At 65.5% G+C, this 23,013-nt stretch carries 5 protein-coding genes; 1 reads left to right on the plus strand and 4 read right to left on the minus strand.

What is annotated here, in order from left to right; genetic code table 11:
• Positions 1-852 (minus strand): alpha/beta hydrolase (locus A8G08_RS25625; RefSeq protein ID WP_425394597.1); only part of this gene is annotated, 852 nt, incomplete at its 3' end.
• Positions 853-1,061: 209 nt separating this feature from the next.
• Complete coding sequence (locus tag A8G08_RS25630; RefSeq protein ID WP_068280706.1) at positions 1,062-1,964, minus strand: esterase/lipase family protein; 903 nt, start codon at positions 1,962-1,964, stop codon at positions 1,062-1,064.
• 363 nt (positions 1,965-2,327) lie between these two features.
• Between A8G08_RS25630 and A8G08_RS25635 the strand changes: the two genes are divergently transcribed.
• Positions 2,328-3,365 (plus strand): alpha/beta hydrolase, encoded by a 1,038-nt coding sequence (locus A8G08_RS25635; RefSeq protein WP_068280707.1) that lies wholly within the window; start codon positions 2,328-2,330, stop codon positions 3,363-3,365.
• A gap of 293 nt (positions 3,366-3,658) precedes the next feature.
• Here A8G08_RS25635 and A8G08_RS25640 read toward each other — a convergent pair whose 3' ends face one another.
• Positions 3,659-15,895: a non-ribosomal peptide synthetase gene (locus A8G08_RS25640; protein WP_084436877.1), complete on the minus strand. Its 12,237-nt coding sequence runs from the start codon at positions 15,893-15,895 to the stop codon at positions 3,659-3,661.
• Between the two features lie 54 nt (positions 15,896-15,949).
• The coding region (locus A8G08_RS25645; protein WP_157108806.1) for a non-ribosomal peptide synthetase at positions 15,950-23,013 on the minus strand (7,064 nt) is incomplete at its 5' end.

Below are 23,013 nucleotides of genomic sequence, written 5' to 3' on the forward strand. Positions count from 1 at the left end.
CGTGCACTGGTTTGTGGTCGCCTCGATCACCCCGCCGACGAGCATCTGATTGACCAACGTGCCGGTCTGCCCGTGGATCAGCGGATCGCTGAGCGTGTCGTGCGGACCGGGTATCCCGGTCCCGTTCGACACATAAATCGCCATCCCGCGCAGCTTCGCCGCATTCAGATACGGATCGTTCGCTGCCCACAGCGGGTCTTCCGGCTTGCCCCACATGTTCTCCACATCGCCACCGCCCCAGACGTTGACGGTGATCTCGACATATCGCTGGCCGAGCGGCTGCGAAGTCTCCGCACAACCGGAGTAGGCACCGATGCCCTTGTACAGGCCCGGCGCAGCAATGGCGAGGTTGAACACCGAAGTGCCCGAGGTCGAAATGCCAGCGATGGAGTTGACGTGGTTCGTGTCGAACGCGGCATCGATGAGCGGCGGAAGTTCCTTGGTCAGAAACGTCTGCCACTTGTTGGTTCCGAGCTTTTCGTCGGGCTTGAGCCAATCGGTGTAGTAACTGAACCGACCCGCCAACGGCGTCACCACGTTCACATGCTTATCGCGGAAAAAATCCACATAGTCGGTTTTCACCGCCCAGCTCGCCGCGTCCTCGCCCCCGCCGGCGCCATTGAGCAGATACAACGTTGGCGCGGGAGTCGACGTATCCGCCGGCCGCAGCACAGTCAGCGGCACATTACGATCCATCGCCGCCGAATGCACAGTCACAGTCAGGTTTTGGGGCTTGACCTCTTTGATCGAAACGATCTTCGACCCGTCCTCGGAGGTCACTTCCGGCACAGGAACCGATCCCGTTGGCTGTGCCGACACCGCAGCAGTTGACCCGGCCAGGATCAAGGTCACCGAACACGCCACACCTGCGAGGCAACGGAGCGCCGCGACTCTGCTCGACATCACTACGGATTACCCTCCGTTCACAGCTTCGTATCCCGATTCACCCTCGGTGCCACCGGTCGGAGCGTTGACAATGTGCCGACGGTACCAGAAGAAATCGGCCGGATATGAGGGCGTTTCGCCCTTGCGGAGTTCCGGAAATGCCGATCTGTCAGCGGTCAACACGGGGCAGGATGCGCCAGGCCGTAGTCCGGATCCAACGCATCGAGAACCAGCCATATCGGACGCGGCTCCGTCATTAGTTGGCTGTGATCGATGCCGATGCCCGGACACCCGTCCTGTACCCACACATTCCGCACATCCCCGGGACCCGTGGTGGCGAGGAACGAACTCTCCGGCGGAGTGATCGTGCTGTCGTTGCGCGAGGCGATCACCGTGTACCGCACACCTGGCATCGTTTCGCCACCATCGTTCAGTTTGTCCAATAGTCGCGATCCAACGAGTTGCTGACGGCCCGCTAGGCCGAAGATCGCCTGCGCGGTGAGGTCCGGGGGCAGCCCGAGTGAAATGACGACCTGATACATCTCCTGGAGTGCACCGAAGGTCGTGCCGTGGTTCGAGGGCCCCTGCGCGACGAGCGAGTGCACCTTGTTTCGCGCGGGATCGGTGCGGTCAGCGCCGCCGTTGAACCGGAGGTATTGCCGCGCCATCGTTCCACCCTGAGAGTGGCCGACGATGTCCACTTGGCGCGCTCCGGTGTGCGCCAGCACGGCATCGATGAAGACCCCCAACTGCCGCGCCGATTCGCGGATGTCCCACAACCCCCAGATCACTCGCGGCGATCCGAAGACCGTCGGCACTCCACCGTAGTTCAGGGCGAAGACGCAGTAACCCTCATCGGCGAGCAGCGGGGAGAGCACAGGAAATGCGGACTGCATGCTCGAATTCGTGCCGTGCACCAGTACCACCGGACGCGGATGCGCCGCCGACGGTTTGCAGTTCCAGTCGTTCGCACCCTGCGGGGGTGGCCCCATCTCGTTATAGCCCGGCACCGGCTCCGGAATCGGCTGTGCGTTGGCCACCGAAGTCGACGCGAGGCTCCCAACCGCGACGACTGCCATGAGCGTGACGAACCGGCCGATCGTGGTGGGTCGGCGAACTCGATTCCGTCGTAACCTCACAGTTACGTTCGACCAGAGCAATGCACTGTTTTATGATACCTATGTGGTGAGAGAGACTAGCGATACCTATGAGGCCACATTTCGGCGCAAAGCCTCGGCCTAGAATATCGATTTGGTAACGCCACGATATCAGGAACGGCATCTGGTTGCCGCGCTTGCTCCGCACGACCGGTCTGGCGGCTCGCGTAACTTTCCCGGCTACCCGCGCGATAGTCGGGGTAGTGCACAAACGGCCCGCGGTCCGGGTACCGCGATTCTTTTCGTCCACCCGAGGTTGAGATGCAGCGACAGAGGTCCCAAGCAATGTTCCGAGTAGCCGGTATCGCGGTGACAGGAGTAGTCACCGCCTGCTTTCTGCTGACCGGAGTGGGCGCGTCTACGGCTGATCCGATCATCGACTCCGGCAAACTACTCACCGACGCGACGTCGCCGAACGGCTCGTACGTCGAAGAAGTGAAGGTCGAGGACGATCGCAACTTCACCATCAACGTTCATTCCGCGGCGATGGACCACACGATCCCGGTCACCGTCTACCGGCCGAAAGACACCACCGCGCCGCGGCCCACGCTGTACCTACTCAATGGTGCCGGCGGCGGCGTGGATGAGGCCACGTGGAAGAAGCGCACGGACATCTACGACTTCCTCGACGACAAGAACGTCAACGTCGTTTCGCCGGTCGGCGGTGCGTGGTCGTACTACACAGACTGGAAACAGTCCGATCCACGGCTCGGTCTGAACAAGTGGAAGACCTTCCTCACCGAAGAGCTTCCACCGATCATCGACGCCGGTCTCGGAACCAATGGCAAGAACGCGATTGCGGGTATCTCCAGCTCGGCAACCTCGGTATTCAACCTTGCCGAGTCGAAGCCGGATCTGTACAAGTCCGTCGCTTCCTACAGCGGTTGCGTCCAGACCGCCGATCCCATCGGGCAGCAGTTCGTCCGGCTCACTGTTGAGACATGGGGCGGCGCCGACACCGTGAATATGTACGGTCCGCCGAACGACCCGATGTGGGCGGCGAACGACCCCGTCATCCACGCCGACAAGCTGCGTGGCACCGCGCTGTACGTATCCGCCGGCAGCGGCCTGCCCGGCGTCCACGATCGACTCGGCGACCCGCATGCCCTACCCGGTACCGACGGCCTCTTCGACCAGATCACCGTGGGCGGATCCATCGAGGCGGCGGTAAATTACTGCACTCACAACTTGGCCAACCGGCTGAACCAGCTCGCCATCCCGGCCACCTTCAACTTCCGGCCGGCAGGCACCCACTCGTGGGGCTACTGGGAGGACGACTTCAAGAACTCTTGGCCGGTGATCGCCGGCGGGCTCGGAATCTGATTCGCCGATAACAAGTCTTGCGCTTCGGCGGCGCAGTCACACGTCCCAGCCGTGCTCGCGCCCGATTGGCGCGTAGAGCCCTCGTGCCACCGGCCGTATGAATCGGCGAACATAGCCTGCGCGCTCGGACAGTCCACCGGTACCGCATTCGGGCTCCCACGCTTCGCGCACAACCACGATCAAATCTCACACATCGACGACCTTTTGCGCCCGCAGACCAGGGGCGCCGAGTCGCAAAGGCCTCAGCGGGCGTCGCGACCATTTCGACACCCCTGGTCTACTACCCGTGGCGGCTACCGTTCTTTGGCAGGATCAAACCGTCCCAGCTCCCGTTCGAGCACCCGGCCGATGATTCCGAGCGGCTCGGGCGCCATGAGCACGCCATGGTCGAACTCGACCCAGAAGTTCGAAATCCTTCCCTCGACATACGGCTGCCACAGCAATGCGGCGTCCTCCGGGCGGGGATGGTCCAGCGCGCTGAAGTAGATCAGGTCACCTGAGTACGGCTTCGGCTCGAAGGTGTTCATCAATGCCGGCGTGGCCAGAACAGCATTCAACAGCCGCTCCACCTGATCCGCCCCGAGGGTGAGGAAGTCGCCCGACGCATTGTTCGCGATCTCCTCGAAACGCTCGCGCGACAAGCGCGTGATCTCCTCCTCCGCGCTGAGTTCAACGCCGAGATGGGTTCGCAACGCCACGGCAAGTTCGGTTTCGAACTCACCCGGATCGACCTCCATGGCGGTATCCATCATGATTAGGTCCGCGACCTCGGCACCGTCGGCCTGCAACGCGACCGCCACCTCAAACGCGATCAAGCCACCGAGCGAGTATCCGAGGATGGTATAGGGCCCGTTCGGCTGCACTTGCCGAATCTCGGCGACGTAGCGTCGCGCAAGATCGGCTACGGACGAGGCAGCGAAGCCGGGCTCGCTGATCGCAGGATTCTGCAGGCCGTAGACGGGACGGTCGACCAGTTCGCTGGTGAGACCGGAGTAGCCCCACGAGATTCCGATCATCGGGTGGATGCAGAAAAGGGGTGACTGGGAACCCTTGGCGCTGAGGGTAATCCGCACACCCAGTCCGTCCTCCGCCGTGTCGGCCTCGCCGCTGGCCACCCGCTCGATCTGTGCCGCCAACGCCGATACCGAGGAATCCGAAATCATCCATTGCACGCGTACTTCGGCCCCGGTTTCCTTCCGCACCCGCGAGATCACCTGCATCGCCAGCAAGGAGTTACCGCCGAGATCGAAGAAGCTGTCGTCGAGACCGACTCGCTCTGTGCCGAGGAATTCGGCATACGCTGCGGCGACGACCTGCTCGATCCGTGTGCGCGGTTCTCGGAAGCTCTTTTCGCCGGCGAGCTTTGGTGGAGGAAGGGCACCCCGGTCCACTTCGCCAGTGGACGTCAGAGGCAGCGAATCCATCACGACAATGGCGTCGGGCACCATGTAGATGGCAAGGAACTCGCCCACCGCAGTGCGCAACGCCACCGGGTCCGGCTCGGCGCCGGCCTCCGGAACGACATACCCGACCAGTCGATGAGCGCTCCGCTCGTCGCCGACCACCGCCGCGATCGCCTGCGCCACACCGGGCTGCTGCTCGAGCACCGCCTCGATTTGCTCCAGCTCGATCCGGACGCCGCGCAGCTGCACCTGCTGGTCACTGCGGCCGACATACTCGAGCTGGCCTTCGCGGTTCCATCGCGCCACGTCACCAGTGCGATACATCCGAGTACCGGGTGGTCCGAACGGATCGGCCACGAAGCGAATCGTCCGCAACCCCGTGCGCCCACGATATCCGGCCGAAACCTGCTCGCCCGCAACGTAGATCTCACCCGGCACACCGACCGGAACTGGGCGCAGCCGCTCGTCCAGAACATAGGTGGACACACCGGGCAACGCGGATCCGATCACGCTACCCGTGGCTCGCGCCGCGAATTCACGATCGATGTCAACGAACGTCGAGTGCACGGTCGTCTCGGTAATGCCGTACACGTTGACCAATTGCACATACCGCTCGGGTGCGACAGCGGACGCGGGGGCGGTGGCCGCGAGCTCGAACCAGCGATCCAGGCGTCGCAAGTTGAGCGGCTCGCCACCGAGAATCACGTAGCGCAGGGCCAACTCCGGCAAAGTGCTCGCATTCTCGACGAACTGATAGAACGCCGACGGCGTCTGATTGACCACCGTGACCGCTTCCCCGGCGACCAGGGCCAAGAAGTCCTCGGGCGACCGCGAGGTCGGGTAGTCCACAACTACCACCAGACCACCGAATGCCAACGCGCCCCACATTTCCCACACCGAGAAATCGAACGCGGACGAATGGAGCATCGTCCACACGTCATGCTGATCGAACCCGAACCGGGGCGCAGAATTGGCCAGCAACTCCGCCACATTGCGATGCGTAACCGCCACACCCTTCGGCGTCCCGGTCGACCCCGGCGTGTAGATGACGTACGCGGTATTGTTCGGTCGCACCCGTACATCGGCCAATGCAGTTGCGCCGCCGTGTAGGTCGTCCAACACGATCTCGGCAACGTTGTTCGCGGGCAGCCGTTCTCGATCGGCAAGCGTCGTCACCACACGAATCGGGTCGGCTTCATCGATGATGTAAGCCAATCGCTCCATCGGCAATTCGATATCGAGCGGCAGGTACGCCCCGCCGGCTTTCAAGACGGCCAGAATCACCGGTACCGTAGTTGCTGAGCGCGACACCGCGACGGCTACGACGGACTCCGGCCCGACGCCGCCTGTCACCAGCTCGGTCGCAATCCGATTCGATCGCTCATCCAACTCGCGGTAGGTCATCGTCCCACCGTCGAAGCGGACGGCGGGACGGTCCGAATACTGTTGTGCGGCAGCTTCGAACAACCGCACCAGCGTGGTGTCACCGGTTCCGATGGCGGGCGTCACCGACCGTGCAAGCAGCGCCGAGCGCTCCTCGACATCGAGTAGTTCGACGTCACCGATCACCGCTGTGGGATAGGCAACCACCGCCTGGGTCAACCGCACGAACCGATCGAGGTAATCCGCGACCGTCGCCGCGTCGAAAAGATCCGTGGCGTAGCCGACATGCAGGGTCAACCCGGCGGGTGTCGCATCCTCGGAGGGCAACTCGGTGACGGTCACATCCAGGTCGAACTTCACCAGCCCCAGGTCCGCCTCGACACCTGCAATCGAAAGACCAGGAAGTTCCAGCGCGCCGGCCTGGAAATTCTGGAAGGAGAGCATAACTTGGAACAGCGGGTGATGAGACTGTGAGCGGGGAGGATTGAGCACCTCGACCATCCGCTCGAATGGCACATCGGCGTGGGCGAAGGCAGCGAGGTCGGTTTCACGCACCCGTGACAACACCTCACCGAACGACATTTCGGCCCGAACCGGGGTCCGCAATACCAGCGTGTTCACGAACATGCCCACCAGGTCGTCAAGTTCGCGCTCGCCACGACCGGCTACCGGAGTACCGACGACGATGTCATTGGTTCCGCTCAGCCGTGCCAGGAGCACCGCCAGCGCCGCATGCACGACCATGAACGGCGTCGATCCGGTCGCTCGGGCCAACTCCACGATCCCGCGATGAGTTTCGGCGTCGACCGCCGCCGTGACGTAGGCGCCGCGGTTGGATGCAACCAGGGGACGCGGTCGGTCGGACGGCAACTCCAGTTGCGTCGGGAGGTCGGCCAGTTGGTTCGTCCAGAAGGTTAGTTGACCCGAGATCAGCGATTCCGGCTCGCTCTCGGAACCCAGCACCTCGCGCTGCCACAGCGCGAAGTCCGCGTACTGCACCGGCAGCGGCGGCCAGCCCGGTTCGACGTCGCGTGACCGCGCCTCGTACGCCGCGACAAGATCTCGAGTCAGCGGCAGTATCGAGAAACCGTCTCCCGAAATGTGGTGCACCACAACAACAAGCACGTGTTCCTCGCGTGTGATGCGGAAAAGCCCCACCCGGAACGGCACGCGCTCGGTCACGTCGAATCCGAGGCTCACCACCCCGGCCACCCGATCGATTACGTCCGCGACGGCCACGTCGACAGCGGACAGCACCGGCACCGCCTGCGACAAGGGCACCACGCGCTGCACACCCACACCGTCGATGTCGGGGTAGATCGTGCGCAGCACCTCGTGCCGCTCGATCACGTCCCCGATCGCCGCCGACAACGCCGCCACATCCAACTGTCCCGACAACCGCACGGCCACCGGAATGTTATTCACCGCCGACGACGGATCCAACCGATTCAGGAACCACATCCGCTGCTGCGCCAAGGACAACGGCACACGCTCCGGCCGCTGCCGGGCCACCAACGGCACTCGGCCGCCTGACCCGACATGGCGCTCCACTCGCACGGCCAACCCCGCCACCGACGACGCCTCGAAGACCACCCGGACCGGGACGACCGCATTCAGCGCTACACCCAAGCGCGCCACCAGCCGCGTCGCGATGAGGCTGTTGCCGCCCAGCTCGAAGAAGTCATCGTCGATGCCGACTCGGTCGACCCCAAGCACATCGGCAAAGGTCTCGGCGACGATCTCTTCCACGGGTGTCGATGGGGCGCGGTAGCTGCGTGCCTCGATGACCGGTTCCGGCAGCGCCTTGCGATCCAGTTTCCCGGAGGGGTTCACCGGGAATTCGTCTAGTACCACCAGCATCGAAGGCAGCATGTAGGACGGCAGCTCGGCACGCACCGCGTCGCGGAGCTGTTCGACATCCGGTCGCGCTCCAGGCCTGGGTACCACGTATCCGATCAGCTGCCCGCCCATGCGCGGGTCTTCTCGCACGATGACGACGGCACGCGCCACCGAATCTTGAGCGAGCAAAACCGATTCGATCTCACCGAGTTCGATGCGCAAGCCGCGCACCTTCACCTGAAAATCGGTGCGGCCCAGATACTCCAAGGAACCGGGAGCCGAGGCTCCGGGGTGACCGGAGGACGCGGTCCAGCGCACCAGATCCCCGGTGCGGTACAGCCGATCGCCGCTGCCGAACGGGTCGGCCACGAACCGCTCAGCAGACAGTTCGGGCCGATCGAAGTACCCGCGCGCCAACTGCGTACCGGCCAAATACAGTTCGCCGGCAACACCCGATGGGACCGGATGCAGCCGCGAATCCAGCACGTGCACTTGCGAATTGGCGACCGGGATGCCGATTGGCACGGCACCTACGGAATCCACTCCCACCGGCGCATGCGTGGCATGCACGGTGAACTCGGTGGGGCCATACAGGTTGAACGCGTCGGCGGACGTCACCCGGCGCAGGCCGGCGACCACTTCGCCGGCCAACGCCTCGCCCGCAATCAGCACGGCACGCAGTGAATCCAGTTGGCCCGGGGCCGCATCGGCGGCAAAGATGGAGAGCATAGACGGCACGAACGACGTCAGGGTCACCCGCTCGCCGGCGATCACCTGAACGAGATAGTCGGGATCGCGATGGCCGTCCGGCGCCGCAATCACCAGCCGAGCGCCCACAGCCAGCGCCCCGAACAACTCCCACACCGAAACGTCGAACGTTGTCGGCGTCTTCTGCAACACTACGTCGTTCGCGTCGATCCGGTACTCGTCGGTGATCCACCGAATCTGATTGACGACCGACCGATGTTCTACTGCAACGCCTTTCGGCCTTCCGGTCGAACCGGAAGTGAAGATGATGTACGCCGTGTTGTCCGGCCGCAGCGAAGCGATCCGATCCGCATCGGTGACCGACGCAGCAGAACGAGCAGAAAGGTCCGCCACGGCGACGTCCAGCAGCGTCGTCACGCCCGCCGATGCGGCTGCGTCGTTGATCACCGTTCCTCCACCGTCGGTGGAGGAAGTGAGGACCAGCACTGGGCGCGCGGTCTGGAGTACGTACGCCAGCCGGTCGACCGGATGGTCGGGATCGAGCGGCACGTACGCGCCCCCGGCCTCCAGTACCGCGTACATCGCCACGAGCAGATCGAGCGATCGCCGCATGCCCAACGCGACTCGGGCTTCGGGCTGCACTCCATGCGCGATCAACTCTCGGGCAAGGCGATTCACCCGTGCCTCGAACTCGCGGTAGGTCAGCCGTTCACTGCCGGCCACCACCGCTATCGCATCGGGACGCGCGGCGACCTGCGCGGCAAATGCCGAAAGCAGTGTCGCATCGTCGTCGAGCGGCAGCTCGGTACCGGTTCCCCAACGTTCGGTCAGCAGAGTGCGCTCGTGCGCATCGAGCAGTTCGATGTCGCCGACGATCACCGCCGGATCGGCGACTGCCGCCGCGAGGACACGTACCAGCCGGTCGGCGAATGTTTGCACGGTCGCGGCGTCGAACAGGTCGGCGGCATAGGTCCAGATCACCGCGAGGCCGTCAGCCGGATCTTGCTCTGCGACGGTGACCTGCATGTCGAACTTCGACAACGCTGTGTCGAACTCCACCGCGGACACAGCAAGACCGGGCAGTTCCAGTTCGGTGCGCCCCAGGTTCTGGAATGCCAGCATCACCTGGAACACCGGGTGCCGCGCTTGCGAGCGGTCCGGATTGAGCACCTCGACCAGTCGCTCGAACGGCAACTCGGCATGACCGAACGCTTGCAGATCGGTTTCCCGAGCCTGCCGAAGCAGGCTCGCGAAACTCTCCGCGGCGCCGACCTCGGTGCGCAGTACCAGCGTGTTGACGAACATGCCGACCAGATTGTCGAGCTCCGCGTCGCCACGCCCGGCGACCGGCGTGCCGATCACGATGTCGCTGCTTCCGGACAGCCGGGCCAGCAACACCGCCAAGGCCGTGTGCACCACCATGAACGGACTGGATCCAGTGCGCTGCGCCAACTCCGTTATGCCCCGGTGCAATTCGGCACCGGTGGTCACCGACAGTGACGCTCCACGATTGGACGCCACCGCGGGCCGGGCCCGATCCGTGGGGAGGTCCAGCTGATCCGGTATACCGACGAGCTGTCCCTGCCAGTACGCCAACTGCGACGAGATCAGCGATTCCAGATCATCCTCGGAGCCGAGTACCTCGCGCTGCCACATCGCGAAATCCGCGTACTGCACCGGCAGCGGTGACCATGTCGGTTCGGCGCCCCGGGAGCGCGCTTCGTAGGCGACCACCAGATCACGCGTCAACGGGGTCATCGATACCCCGTCGGCGGAGATGTGGTGCACGACCACCACGAGCACGTGCTCATCCGGGGCAAGTTCGAACAACCCGGCCTTCAGCGGCACCGCGGCTGTCACGTCGAACCCGGTGCCGACCAGCTCGGCCAGGCGCTGCTCGAGCCCGACGTCGTCAACCGGCTCGGCCTGAAGTCCCGAGAATGCTTGCGCCGCAGGCACAATAACCTGCATTCCATCGCCTCCCGCGTGCGGGTAGACGGTGCGCAGCACCTCGTGCCGCTCGATCACATCCCCGATCGCCGCCGACAACGCAGCCACATTCAGCGCACCGGACAATCGCACGGCCACCGGAATGTTGTTCACCGCAGACGTCGGATCCAGCCGGTTCAGGAACCACATTCGCTGCTGCGCCAATGACAATGGAATCCGCTCGGGCCGGCGACCGGCGACCAATCTGGCGCGGCCGCCTGTACCGACGTGCCGCTCAACCCGCACCGCCAGCGCTTCCACAGTCGCTGCCTCGAACACAACTCGCACCGGAACCTGCGCCTCTAGCGCCGCACCCAAGCGGGCAGCAACGCGAGTCGCGATCAGGCTGTTGCCGCCGAGGTCGAAGAAGTCGTCATCCAGTCCGACTCCGCTGACCCCAAGCACATCCGCGAAAGTCTGCGCCACAATTGCTTCGATCGGCGTGACCGGGGCGCGAAACGTGCGTGCTTCCATGACCGGTTCCGGCAGCGCTCGGCGATCGATCTTCCCGTTCGGAGTCAACGGAAACTCGTCGAGCACGACAACCGCCGAGGGCACCATGTAGGACGGCAGCGACTCGGCGAGGGCGCCACGCACCTGCGTGGAATGAACGCCCGACCGCGATGCCACGTACCCGACCAAGTGATCGCCGAGCCGCTCATCGCTGCGCAACAGCACGATCGCCTCGGAGACGCCATCGAGTCGAACCAGGGCAGACTCTATCTCGCCGAGTTCGATTCGCTGTCCGCGAATCTTCACCTGAAAATCCGTTCGCCCCAGGTACTCCAGAGACTTACCCGACCACCGCACCAGGTCACCGGTCCGGTAAAGCCGTTGGCCCGCTCCGAACGGGCTGGCCACGAACCGCTCCGCGGTCAACTCGGGCCGCCCGTAGTAGCCCCGGGCCGCTTGCGGTCCGGCGACATACAACTCACCCGGCACGCCCGGCGGCACGATCCGCAGCCGGGAGTCCAGCACGTAGGTGCGCATGTTCCATGCCGGAACACCGATGGGCACCGCATAGGCGGAATCACCGACGTCGGCGGTGTCCCATGCGGTCACCACCTCGACCTCCGCCGGCCCGTACCAGTTGTGCAGCTCAGCGCCACTGCGCAGGCGGAACCGCTCCACCGTATCGACGTGCAGTGCCTCACCGGCGGCGAACACCCGTCGCACCGACGTACCGAAAACCGGCACGGTCGCCAAGTACTGCGCAAGCACCGACGGCACGAAATGCATTGTTGTTACGCTATATTCGGCGATCACGTCGGCGATGTACTGCGGATCCCGGTGGCCGCCCGGCGCAGCCACAACCAGAGTGGCGCCGGCCTGCAGGGTCCACAACATCTCCCAGACCGAGATGTCGAACGTGATCGGCGTCTTGTGCAGCACGACGTCGGTTGCGCCGAGCGGGTATTCGGCCTGCGCCCACAGCAATTGGTTGACTGTCGCTGAATGCGGCAGCGCCACGCCCTTTGGCCGGCCGGTCGAACCCGAGGTGTAGATCAGGTAGGCGGTGTTGTGTGGCCGCAGCCCGATGATCCGGTCGGCGTCGGTGACCGCCTCGGCGGAATACCGGTCGAGATCGAGCCGAGGGACGTCGACGGCCTCGACCTCGAGGGGCAGCGCCAGCGGCTCCGAGACCAGAACGCACACCGGGCGGGCGGACTCTACAATGTAGCCCTGGCGCTCGGCTGGCAGATCCGGATCGAGCGGCACGTACACCCCACCGGCCTTCAGCACCGCGTGCACAGCCACGACGAGCTCGATCGATCGATGCATCGCGACTGCCACCACGACTTCGGGCCCGACACCGCGGTCGATGAGATGCCGGGCCAACCGATTCACCCGCTCGTCGAACTCGCGATACGTCAGGGACTGCTCGCCGAAGATGACAGCGGTAGCGTCCGGCGTGCGCACAACCTGCTGGTCGTACAACGACACCAACGTCGTCCGCGTGTCGATCGCCTGCTCGGTTGCATTGCGTTCCACCAGTACTTGCGCACGTTCGGCGTCAGCAAGGATCTCGATCCGATCCAACCGTCGGCCGGGATCGGTGGCTATCGCATCGAGGATGCGCAGGAACCGCTCGGCGAACCCGGAAATGGTGTCGCGGTCGAACAAATCGGTCGCATAGATGAGGGAACCGGCCATACCGGCCGACTTGCCGTCCGGCCCGATCAGCGACGACAAGGTCAACTGCAGGTCGAATTTCGCGAGCTGAGTGTCAAATTCGACCGAGTTGACCGTCAGCCCGGGCAACTCGAATGTGGACGGCGCGAAGTTCTGGAAGACCAGCAGCGTTTGAAACAGCGGCGAGTATGCGGTCGAGCGCGCAGGCGAGAGCTGTTCCACCAGCGATTCGAACGGCAGGTCGGCATTGTCGAACGCGGCAATATCCGTGCTGCGCACTTTGTCGAGCAGCTCCGCAAACGTCGTACTCGGATCGACAATGGTCCGCAGCACCAATGTGTTGACGTACAGGCCGATCTGATCATCCAGGACAGCGTCGCCGCGACCGTGGATCGGCGTTCCGATGGTGACGTCCGCATTGGCGGACAGCCGGGTTAGAAGTAGCGCGAGCGCGGCGTGCACCACCATGAACACGGTCGAGTTGTGTTGCCGGGAAATCTCTTCGAGCCGCTTCTCGAGGTCCGCTGGAACCGTGAACTCGACCTCACCACCGGCGTACGACTGGACCGTCGGCCGCGGACGGTCGCTCGGCAGATTCAGTACCTCCGGCGCCCCGTCCAGTGCGGTACGCCAGAACGCGAGCTGACGTCCGGCCAGCGACGAGGAATCACCGGCGTCGCCTAGGCGCTCGCGCTGCCAGAGCGTGACGTCTGCATATTGCACCTGCAGCGGTGCCCACCCGGGCGAATTTCCCTGCGAGCGCGCCAGATAGGCAGTCATCACATCCCGCGCCAGCGGCGCCATCGAGGAACCGTCACAGGCAATGTGATGAATCACCACGGCGAGCACGTGATCGTCGGGCGCGATCTCGTACAGCGCCGCCCGAACCGGTGCGGCAACCGTCAGATCGAAGCCATCGGCGATCAAATCGATGACGCGGGAATGGATCTCGCTCGGATCGATCGCGATCGGGTTCAGGTCCACCGGTACCGACGCCGGATCGAGGATGTCCTGCACCGGGGTCTCGCCGACCACCGGATAGCGAGTACGCAACGATTCGTGCCGAGCGAGCACGTCGACGAAGGCGGCCGACATGGCCGCGCCATCGAGCGGACCACTCAGCCGCACCACGAGCGGCACGTTGTACACCGCGGAAGTGGCCTCGAACTGGCTGAGGAACCACATCCGCTGCTGCGCATAGGACAATGGCACGTTGTCCGGACGGGCAACCGCAACAATCTCTTTCGACTTCTCCTCGGATTCTCCGGGGATGCGGACACGAGCCGCCAGACCGGCGACAGTCGAGGCTTCGAATAGCTCGCGGGCGGCGACGCGGTAGCCAAGGTCGGTGCTCAACCGCGCGGTAACCTTGGTTGCCATCAGCGAGTTACCGCCGAGTTCGAAGAAGTCGTCGTGGGCACCGATCCGCTCGATCTGCAGGATGTCGGCGAAGACGTCGGCGATCAGGCGTTCGAGATCGTCGGCGGGCGCGACGAATTCGGCGTGCTCGAGTTCCGGTACCGGCAGCGCCGCGCGATCCAGCTTTCCGACCGGCGTCAGTGGAATCCCGTCGATCTGCACGACCGTGGTCGGCACCATGTAGCCGGGCACCGACTTGCCCACGTATTGCAGCAGGCCGTCGTGGTCGAGCGGCCCACCGTCGCGAATGACGACGTAGGAGACTAGGATCTGCTCGCCGGTGGGCGTTTCACGTCCGATCGTGACGGCGAACTCGACGTCGGGATGTCCGCCGAGAATCGCGTCGATCTCGCCGAGCTCGATCCGGTAGCCGCGAATCTTGACCTGGAAGTCATTTCGGCCCACGTACTCCACGTTCCCGGCCGCGTTCACCCGCACGACGTCGCCAGTCCGATACACCCGCGCGCCGGGCGCGCCGAATGGATCGGCGACGAACCGGGTAGCGGTCAGACTCGGCCGTGCGTGATATCCGCGCGCCAGTCCCGGCCCGGACAGATACATCTCGCCCGCTACCCCGCCGGGGGCCGGCTTGAGCCGCGGATCCAGCACCTGCGTCGCGACACCACGAATGCCCGAGCCGATGTCCATCGGTCCGCCGGGTACCAACGGATCCGAGATATGCGTCACGATCGTGGTTTCGGTGGGCCCGTAGACGTTGTGAAACTCCACCTTGTCCGCCCAGCGACGCATCAGTTCCGGGGAGTAGGCCTCGCCGCCGACGGCGATCACTTCGAGTGCGTGCACCTCGTTCGGATCGACCGTGGCCAGTGCAGCGGGGGTGATGAAGACATGGGAAACCCGCTCCCGATCGAGCAGGGCCGCGAGTTCGGGACCGCCGTACACCGACAGCGGTGCAATGACCATCGTCGCGCTCGCGCCGACCGCCAGCAACAGTTCCATCACCGAGGCATCGAAGCTGGGGGATGCAAAGTGCAATGTTCGCGAAGCCGATGACAGGCCATAACGGTCGACCTGCTCGGCGGCGAACGGTGCCAGTCCGCCGTGCGTTACCACCACACCTTTGGGGAGTCCCGTCGAGCCGGACGTGTAGATGATGTAGGCAGGGTGGTCACCGCGCAACGGCGCGACGCGATCGGCGAAGGTGACCGGTTCGGCGGAGAAACCGCCGACGACGTCGCCGTTCGCCGGATCGTCCAGTACGAGCCAGCGCACCGTTCCTGGCAGCTCGTCGCGGTAGGCGGCGGAGGTAATCCCGAGTGTCACAACGGAATCGGTGAGCATGTGCTCGACCCGACCGGCCGGGTAGTTGGGGTCGACCGGCACGAACGCTGCACCGGACTTCGCCACCGCCCACACCGAAAGCACGGACTCCATCGAGCGGGGAAACGCCAGCGCAACCTTCTGCTCCGGGCCGACGCCGAGTTCGATCAGCCAACGCGCCAGCTGCGAGGACCGCTTATCGAGTTCGGCGTAGGTGAGGCTTCTCCCGTCGAGTGTCACCGCCTCGGCATCCGGCGCGCGCTCGGCGGCGAGCGAGAGCAGCTCCGGCAGTGTGATGACGCGCGGTCCACGGCTGCGGCTCGGTCGGCGCCGCGGGCGACCCGCTGCCGGAGACTGCCCTGCCGAATCACCCATTAACCGACCTCCACTGAAAGCGTCACGACGTCACAGCACCCGCACCCACGGTCCTCAATCATCGCCGTGCGGCGCACTGCCGAATACTCGATCCAACGGCACCACCGCCACGTGTTCCGCCCACCGTCGAGCAACCTGCTCGGGGAGGTCGGCACCGATGACCACCGCCAAATCGGCGTCGGCGAGGTCGACATCGACGCCGGCCGCGGTCGTCGGATCGGCAATCAAGTGGGTGACCCAGCCCTCGACGAGCACATCGGCCACCTCACCCTCCTCAACAACCATGGCTGCGCCGGCGATTCCGGCGGTGACAAGCTCGAGCAGCGCCGCGGGCTCGTCCACGTTACCGGAGTGATAGGTCCGTGACTCGTAGTCGACCTCAGCCTGCTGCCGTAACCGCTCGGCAGCCGTGGCCAGTTCATCGAAGCTCAGCGCACGCCCGCCGTTGACGCCGACGAGGGCAGTGGCCGAGCCGGTGAGCTGACCAGCGCGGTCAGCGTAGGTCACCGGTCGCGGCGACTGCGCGGCGATTGTCGCGGCCGTCGGTTCGTCGTCGAGAACCAGCCACGGTAGCGATTCGCCCCCAGACCAGCTCGATATGCGGGCGCGATCCCCGCCAGTCGTCAGCCCGAGCACGGCACCCGGTTCCAAAGCCCGGTCGGCCGGCTGCGCGGGATCGACAGCGAGCACTGCTGCGCCGGCCTTCAGCACCGCCCAGCGGGCGATCGCGGATTCGGCGGAGCGGCTGATCGCGACGGCCACTGCCGCACCTGGTGCACAACCGCGCTCGATCAGCACCCGCGCCAGCTGGGACGACTTCGCGTCCAGCTCACGATAGGACATCTCCTGCTCACCGTTCGCCACCGCGGGCGCTTCCGGATCGGATTCGACTGTGCTGGACAGCATCCGACCGAGCGCAACGCCGTCGACCGTGGTCTCGGCCGCGATTGCCGCCTCGGTGGCCCGAGTTACACCGCGCTCGCTTTCGTCGAGGACATCGATGTCGCCGACGACGACCTCCGGGTTCTCGCCGACAGCCTCCACGACCCGGACGAACCGGCGAGCGAAGCCGGCCACGGTGGGCTCGTCGAACAGATCGGTGGCGTAGGTAAACATGGCGTCGATGTCACCGGGCGTACCGTCGGCGTTCTGCCGCGCCTCCACCGTCAGCTGCAGATCGAACTTCGCCGTGATCTGGCCAGGATCGATGGCGCGCAGCGACAAACCTGGCAGTTCCAAGTGGACCGGCTCCAGGTTTTGGAACAGCAATGCAACCTGGAACAACGGGTGGTGCGCCACAGTGCGCCGCGGCCGCAGGTCCTCCACCAACCGCTCGAACGGAATGTCGGCGTTCGCAAATGCGGACAGGTCGGTCTCCCGCGCTTGCTCGACCAACTCGGCAAAACTCGTCGCCGGCGCGACCGCGAGTCGCAGCGGCAAAGTGTTGACGAACATGCCGACCAGATCGTCGAGCGCACGCTCGCCGCGGCCCGCGATCGGTGTGCCGATCGCGATGTCACCGGTATTGGTCACCCGCGCCAGCAGCGCGGCCAACGCCGCGTGCACCACCATGAACAGCGACGAATTGTGCTCGTGCGCAATCTGCCCGAGCCGCTCGTGCAGCGCGGCAGGCATGGTGAACGTGTGCGTTGCACCGCGCAGCGACGCGACCGGCGGCCGCTGCCGATCCATCGGCAGGTCGAGACGCTCGACCAGCCCACGCAACTGCTCGCGCCAAAACGCGAGTTGCCGGGCGGCGATCGAATCCGACTGATCGTCGGTGCCGATGACCTCTCGCTGCCAGATCGCGTAGTCGGCGTACTGGACGTGCAACGGGACCCAGTTCGGTTCGGTCCCTTCGGATCTGCTGCGGTACGCCAGCACCAGGTCACGGGCCAGTGGCGCCATCGACGACCCGTCGGCGCAGATGTGGTGGACGACGACCGCCAGCACGTGCCGGTCCCCGGCGAGCCGGTACAACCGGCCGCGCACCGGCGGCGCCGCAGTCACATCGAATCCCTGCGCCATCAGTTCCGTCACGCGTGCCAGGACACCCGCTTCGTCGCCCGGCTCGAGCTCGAGTTCGGGCATCGAGTTCATCGGGAGCACTTCTTGATACGGCTCGCCTGCCTCTGCCGGGTAACGCGTGCGAAGCGACTCGTGTCGCTCGATCACATCGCCGAAGGCCTGCTGCAACGCGACGACATCGAGGTCACCGCGCAGCTCGATGGCGAGCGGGATGTTGTATGTGGGCGCGTCCGGATCGACCCGGTTCAACACCCACATACGTTGCTGAGCAATCGAAAGCGGAACACGCTCGGGACGCACCTGCCGCGCCAGCGGCGGGCGGGTCCCCCCGGATCCGGCGACCACACGCTGCGCGAGGGCCGCCACGGTCGATGCCTCGAACAACGTCCGAACGCCGACACTGCTGTCGAGCACCTCGTTGATGCGTGCGACGGCGCGGGTGGCAATCAACGAGTTTCCGCCGAGCGCGAAGAAGTCGTCATCCAGTCCCACGCGGTCGACGCCGAGCAGATCCGCGAACACGTCCGCGACGGATTGCTGGATCGGTGTTTCCGGCTCGCGGAAGACCTTGTCGCTGACCAACTCCGGAGCCGGCAAAACGCGCTTGTCCAGCTTGCCGTTGGGCGTCAATGGCAACGACGCCAGCACCACGAGCGCATCGGGCACCATGTATCCGGGCAGGAATTCCGCTGCCGCGACACGCAGCGTGGCCACGTCAAGTTCGGCGCCTGCCTCGGGCACGACGTAGCCGACCAACCGCGCACCGGTCTGGTCGTCAGCACGCACCAGCGCCACCGCCTGCGCAACGCGCGGCTGCCGCGCCAGCACGGCCTCGACCTCGCCGAGCTCGATCCGGAAACCACGCAGCTGCACCTGCTGGTCGCTGCGCCCGGCGTACTCCAGCTGTCCGTCGGCGTTCCAGCGTGCGATGTCGCCGGTGCGGTACATGCGGGCACCCGCCGTGCCATACGGATCGGCCACGAACCGCGTCGCCCGCAGCCCGGCACGTCCGCGGTAGCCGCTGGACACCTGCCCGCCCGCCACGTACATCTCGCCTGGCACGCCAACGGGCACCGGCCGCATTCGCTCGTCGAGCACGTACACCGAGAATCCGGGCAGTCCGCGACCGATCACGCTGCCCGAAGCACGCTCCGCCAGGCCACGATCGAGCTCGAGGAAAGAGACGTGCACCGTGGTCTCGGTGATTCCGTACATGTTCACCAATCGCGGGCCAACACCGTCGTGACGCTCGTACCAGCGGCCCAGCTGTCGCAAATCCAGCGCCTCGCCACCGAAGATCACATGCCGCAGCGCCAGTTCCGGCCGCGGCCCAACCCGCTCGGCCTCGACGAACTGATAGAACGCCGACGGGGTCTGGTTCAGTACCGTCACTCTCTCGCGAGCGACCAGATCCAGGAAGTCCGCAGGCGACCGCGAGGTCAGGTAGTCCACGATGACCACCGAGCCGCCGAATGCGAGTGCACCCCACAGCTCCCACACCGAGAAGTCGAAGGCGAACGAGTGGAACATCGTCCACACGTCCGTGTGGTCGAAACCGAACTCCGGCGCCGAATTCGCAAGCAATTCCGCGACATTGCGGTGTGACACCGCCACACCCTTCGGCGTGCCGGTCGACCCCGACGTGTAAATGACATACGCGGTGTTGCCCGGACGAACCTGAGGCCGCAGCCGAGCCGTGTCGCCGGTGGCTGCACCGCCCGACTCCACCAAGACATGTGGCACGTCGTTGGGCGGCAACGACTTCCGCCCCTCCGCCGTGGTCAGCACCACAACCGGCGCCGCATCTGCGAGCAGGAACGCCAACCGCTGCGCCGGCAGATCGAGATCCAGCGGCAAATACGCACCACCGGCCTGCAGCACCGCCAGCATCGCCACCACAGTGGCCACCGAACGCGGCACCGCGATCGCGACCACCGACTCCGGACCCACACCCGCGGCAATCAATTCCGCTGCCACCGCGGCGGCCCGCTCGGACAACTCCCGATAGCTCACCGACACCCCGCCGGACCGCACCGCGACCCGATCCGCGTGCCGAGCCACGGAGGCGTCGAACAACTCCACCAACGTCGCGTCACCAGTGCCGACCGCGGGCGTCACCGAGCCTGCCAACGTCGCGGCGCGCTCATCGGCGCTCAGAATCTCGATATCGCCCACCGCCACGGACGGATCCGCCACCACGGCACGCAATACCTGTACGAACCGCTGGACGAACGAGTCCGCCGTCGACGCATCGAACAGATCCGTCGCGTAGGTCAGGCCGGCCGCCATACCCGCTTCGTCCGCCGAGTCGGCGACGGTCAGCTGGAGGTCGAATCTGGCTGTGCCGGTATCGACTTCGACTCCGGTGGCACCAAGACCGGACATGTCGAGCTCGGCCATGGCCATGTTCTGGAATGTCAATGCCACCTGGAACAACGGATGGCGAGCGGCGGAACGCTCCGGATCGAGCACCTCCACCAGTCGTTCGAACGGGATGTCGGTGTGCCCGAACGCCGAAATGTCGGTGGCGCGGATCTGGGACACCAACTCCTCGAAGGTGATCGCCGGATCCACGTCGGCGCGCAACACGACGGTGTTGACGAACATGCCGATCAGATCGTCCAGCACCGCCTCACCGCGTCCGGCGACCGGTGTACCGATCGCGATGTCGCGGCTACCGGACAGTCGAGCAAGCAGCACCGCGAACGCGGCATGCAACACCATGAATGGCGTGGCATGCACGCCATATGCGATGTCGCGCAGCCGATGCGTGGTCTCGGCGTCGATCTGAAAGTGCGACGATGCGCCACGGAACGACATCTGCTGCGGCCGCGGCCGGTCCGCGGGCAGGTCCAGTTGCGGCGGCAGCCCGGCCAACGCCTCGCGCCAGTACCCGACCTGCTCGGCCGCCAATGATTCGGTGTCCTCCTCGGATCCGAGCAAGGTGCGCTGCCACAGCGCAAAGTCCGCGTACTGGACCGCCAATGGTGCCCACGCGGGCGGCTCACCGCTCACGCGCGCGCCATAGGCGACGATCACGTCTTTCGTCAGGGGCGCGAGCGAGGAACCGTCGCCTGCGATGTGGTGGAACACCAGTGCCAACACGGTGTCGGACGTGTTTGCGACCTGGAACACCGCGACGGCGAACGGCACCTCCGCGGTGACATCGAATGCCTGCCCCGCTAGCCGTTCGATCGCGGCGGGCAGTTCCGCCTCGGTAACCGTCGCAATCGCGAGATCGGGCAGCCAGGTGCCGACCGGGTGAATCTTCTGCTCGGGACCGTCCGCCGTCTCCGGGTAGTAGGTGCGCAGCACTTCGTGCCGCGCCACCAGGTCACCCACCGCGGCGCGCAATGCCTCGAGGTTCATTTCACCGGACATCCGCACCGCAAGCGGAATGTTGTATACGGCCGACGACGGATCGAAGCGGTTGAGGAACCACATCCGTTGCTGCGCCAGCGACAACGGTATGCGCGCCGGGCGCTGCACCGGAATAAGCGGCGGCCGACCACCCGCACCGGCGTGCTGTTCGGCCCGCTGGGCGAGGGCATAGACGGTCGGCGCGGCGAACAAGGCCTGCACAGGAACTTGGGTGTCCAAAGCCGCACCGAGTCGTGCGACGACCTGCGTTGCCGACAGCGAGTTTCCGCCGATCGCGAAGAAGTCGTCGTCGAGGCCGACCCGGTCCACTTCCAGCACATTGGCAAACGTCTGCGCGACGATCTGCTCGACCGGCGTCGCCGGCGCACGGAACCGCGCCACCTCGAAGGTGGGCGCCGGAAGCGCCTTGCGGTCGAGCTTGCCGCTCGGATTGATCGGCATCTCGGGCAGTTCGACGAGTGCGGCCGGAACCATGTAGGCCGGAAGCCGCTCGGCGAGGCTGCGCTTGACCTCGGCAATGTCCACCGCGGCGCCCGATCGGCTGACGACATAGCCGACCAGCATGGCGCCGGCACCGGTTTCGGTCGTGATCACGGCAGCGGCCTGCGCCACCGACGGATGCGCTGCCAGCGCGGCCTCGATCTCGCCCAACTCGATGCGCAGGCCGCGCAGCTTCACCTGGAAGTCGGTGCGGCCCAGGTACTCCAGTTCTCCGGCTGGGTTGCGGCGGACGAGATCGCCGGTGCGATACATACGTTCGCCGGTTCGGCCGAACGTGTCCGCCACGAATCGCTCCGCGGTCAGCGCGGCTCGTCCGAAGTAGCCGCGGGCCACCTGCGCGCCCGAGAGGTACAGCTCACCGGGTACCCCGGTCGGCACCGGGCGCAGGCGGTCGTCCAGCACCAAGGCACGTGCATTCCACACCGGAGCACCGATCGGTACCGGACCCTGGCCGTCTGCCGGCACCGGGCTGTAGGTCGCATGCACGGTGAATTCAGTTGGGCCGTAAAGGTTGTGCAGTTCCGCGCCGCTCACCCGACGCATCGTCGCGGCGGTGCTGCCGGTCAATGCCTCGCCCGCGATCAGCAGCGCGCGCAGGCTGTCGGCCTGGTGGGGTCCGAGCGCCGACGCGAACGCCGGCAGCATGGACGGAACGAACGACGTCATCGTGACGGATTCCGCGGCGACAACCTCGGCCAGATAGGCCGGATCGCGGTGGCCGTCCGCTGTGGCGATGACCATCCGCGCACCGACGGCCAGCGGCCCGAACAGCTCCCATACCGATACGTCGAAGGTGACGGGTGTCTTCCACAGCACCACGTCGTCCGCGCCGATCCGGTATTCGGACGTGATCCAGGCGATCTGGTTGATTACCGCAGAGTGCGGCACCGCAACGCCCTTGGGCCGGCCGGTCGAACCCGAGGTGAACAGGACGTACGCCGGATTCACCGGGTGCAACGGGGCGACCCGTTCGCTGTCGGCGAGAGGCGCGCCGGTCGTCGAATCCAGCACGATGTCGTCCAGCCGAACCAGCGGGACGCCGTTCGGCACCGAAAAGCCGTCGGCCGATCGCGTCAGGACGCAACTCGGCTGGGCAGTGTCGAGGATGTACCCGATCCGTTCCGCCGGCTGATCGGGGTCCAGTGGCACGTACCCGCCACCGGCTTCCAGCACGGCATAAATCGCCGTCACGAGATCGACGGACCGCC

It is taken from the genome of Aldersonia kunmingensis, from assembly GCF_001646865.1.
In the GTDB taxonomy this organism is placed as follows: Bacteria; Actinomycetota; Actinomycetes; order Mycobacteriales; family Mycobacteriaceae; genus Aldersonia; species Aldersonia kunmingensis.

Bases quoted from the DNA above. Each gene is read 5' to 3' on its own strand.
- A8G08_RS25630 (WP_068280706.1), bottom strand. From the start codon at position 1,964: ATGGCAGTCGTCGCGGTTGGGAGCCTCGCGTCGACTTCGGTGGCCAAC.
- A8G08_RS25635 (WP_068280707.1), top strand. From the start codon at position 2,328: ATGTTCCGAGTAGCCGGTATCGCGGTGACAGGAGTAGTCACCGCCTGC.
- A8G08_RS25640 (WP_084436877.1), bottom strand. From the start codon at position 15,895: ATGGGTGATTCGGCAGGGCAGTCTCCGGCAGCGGGTCGCCCGCGGCGC.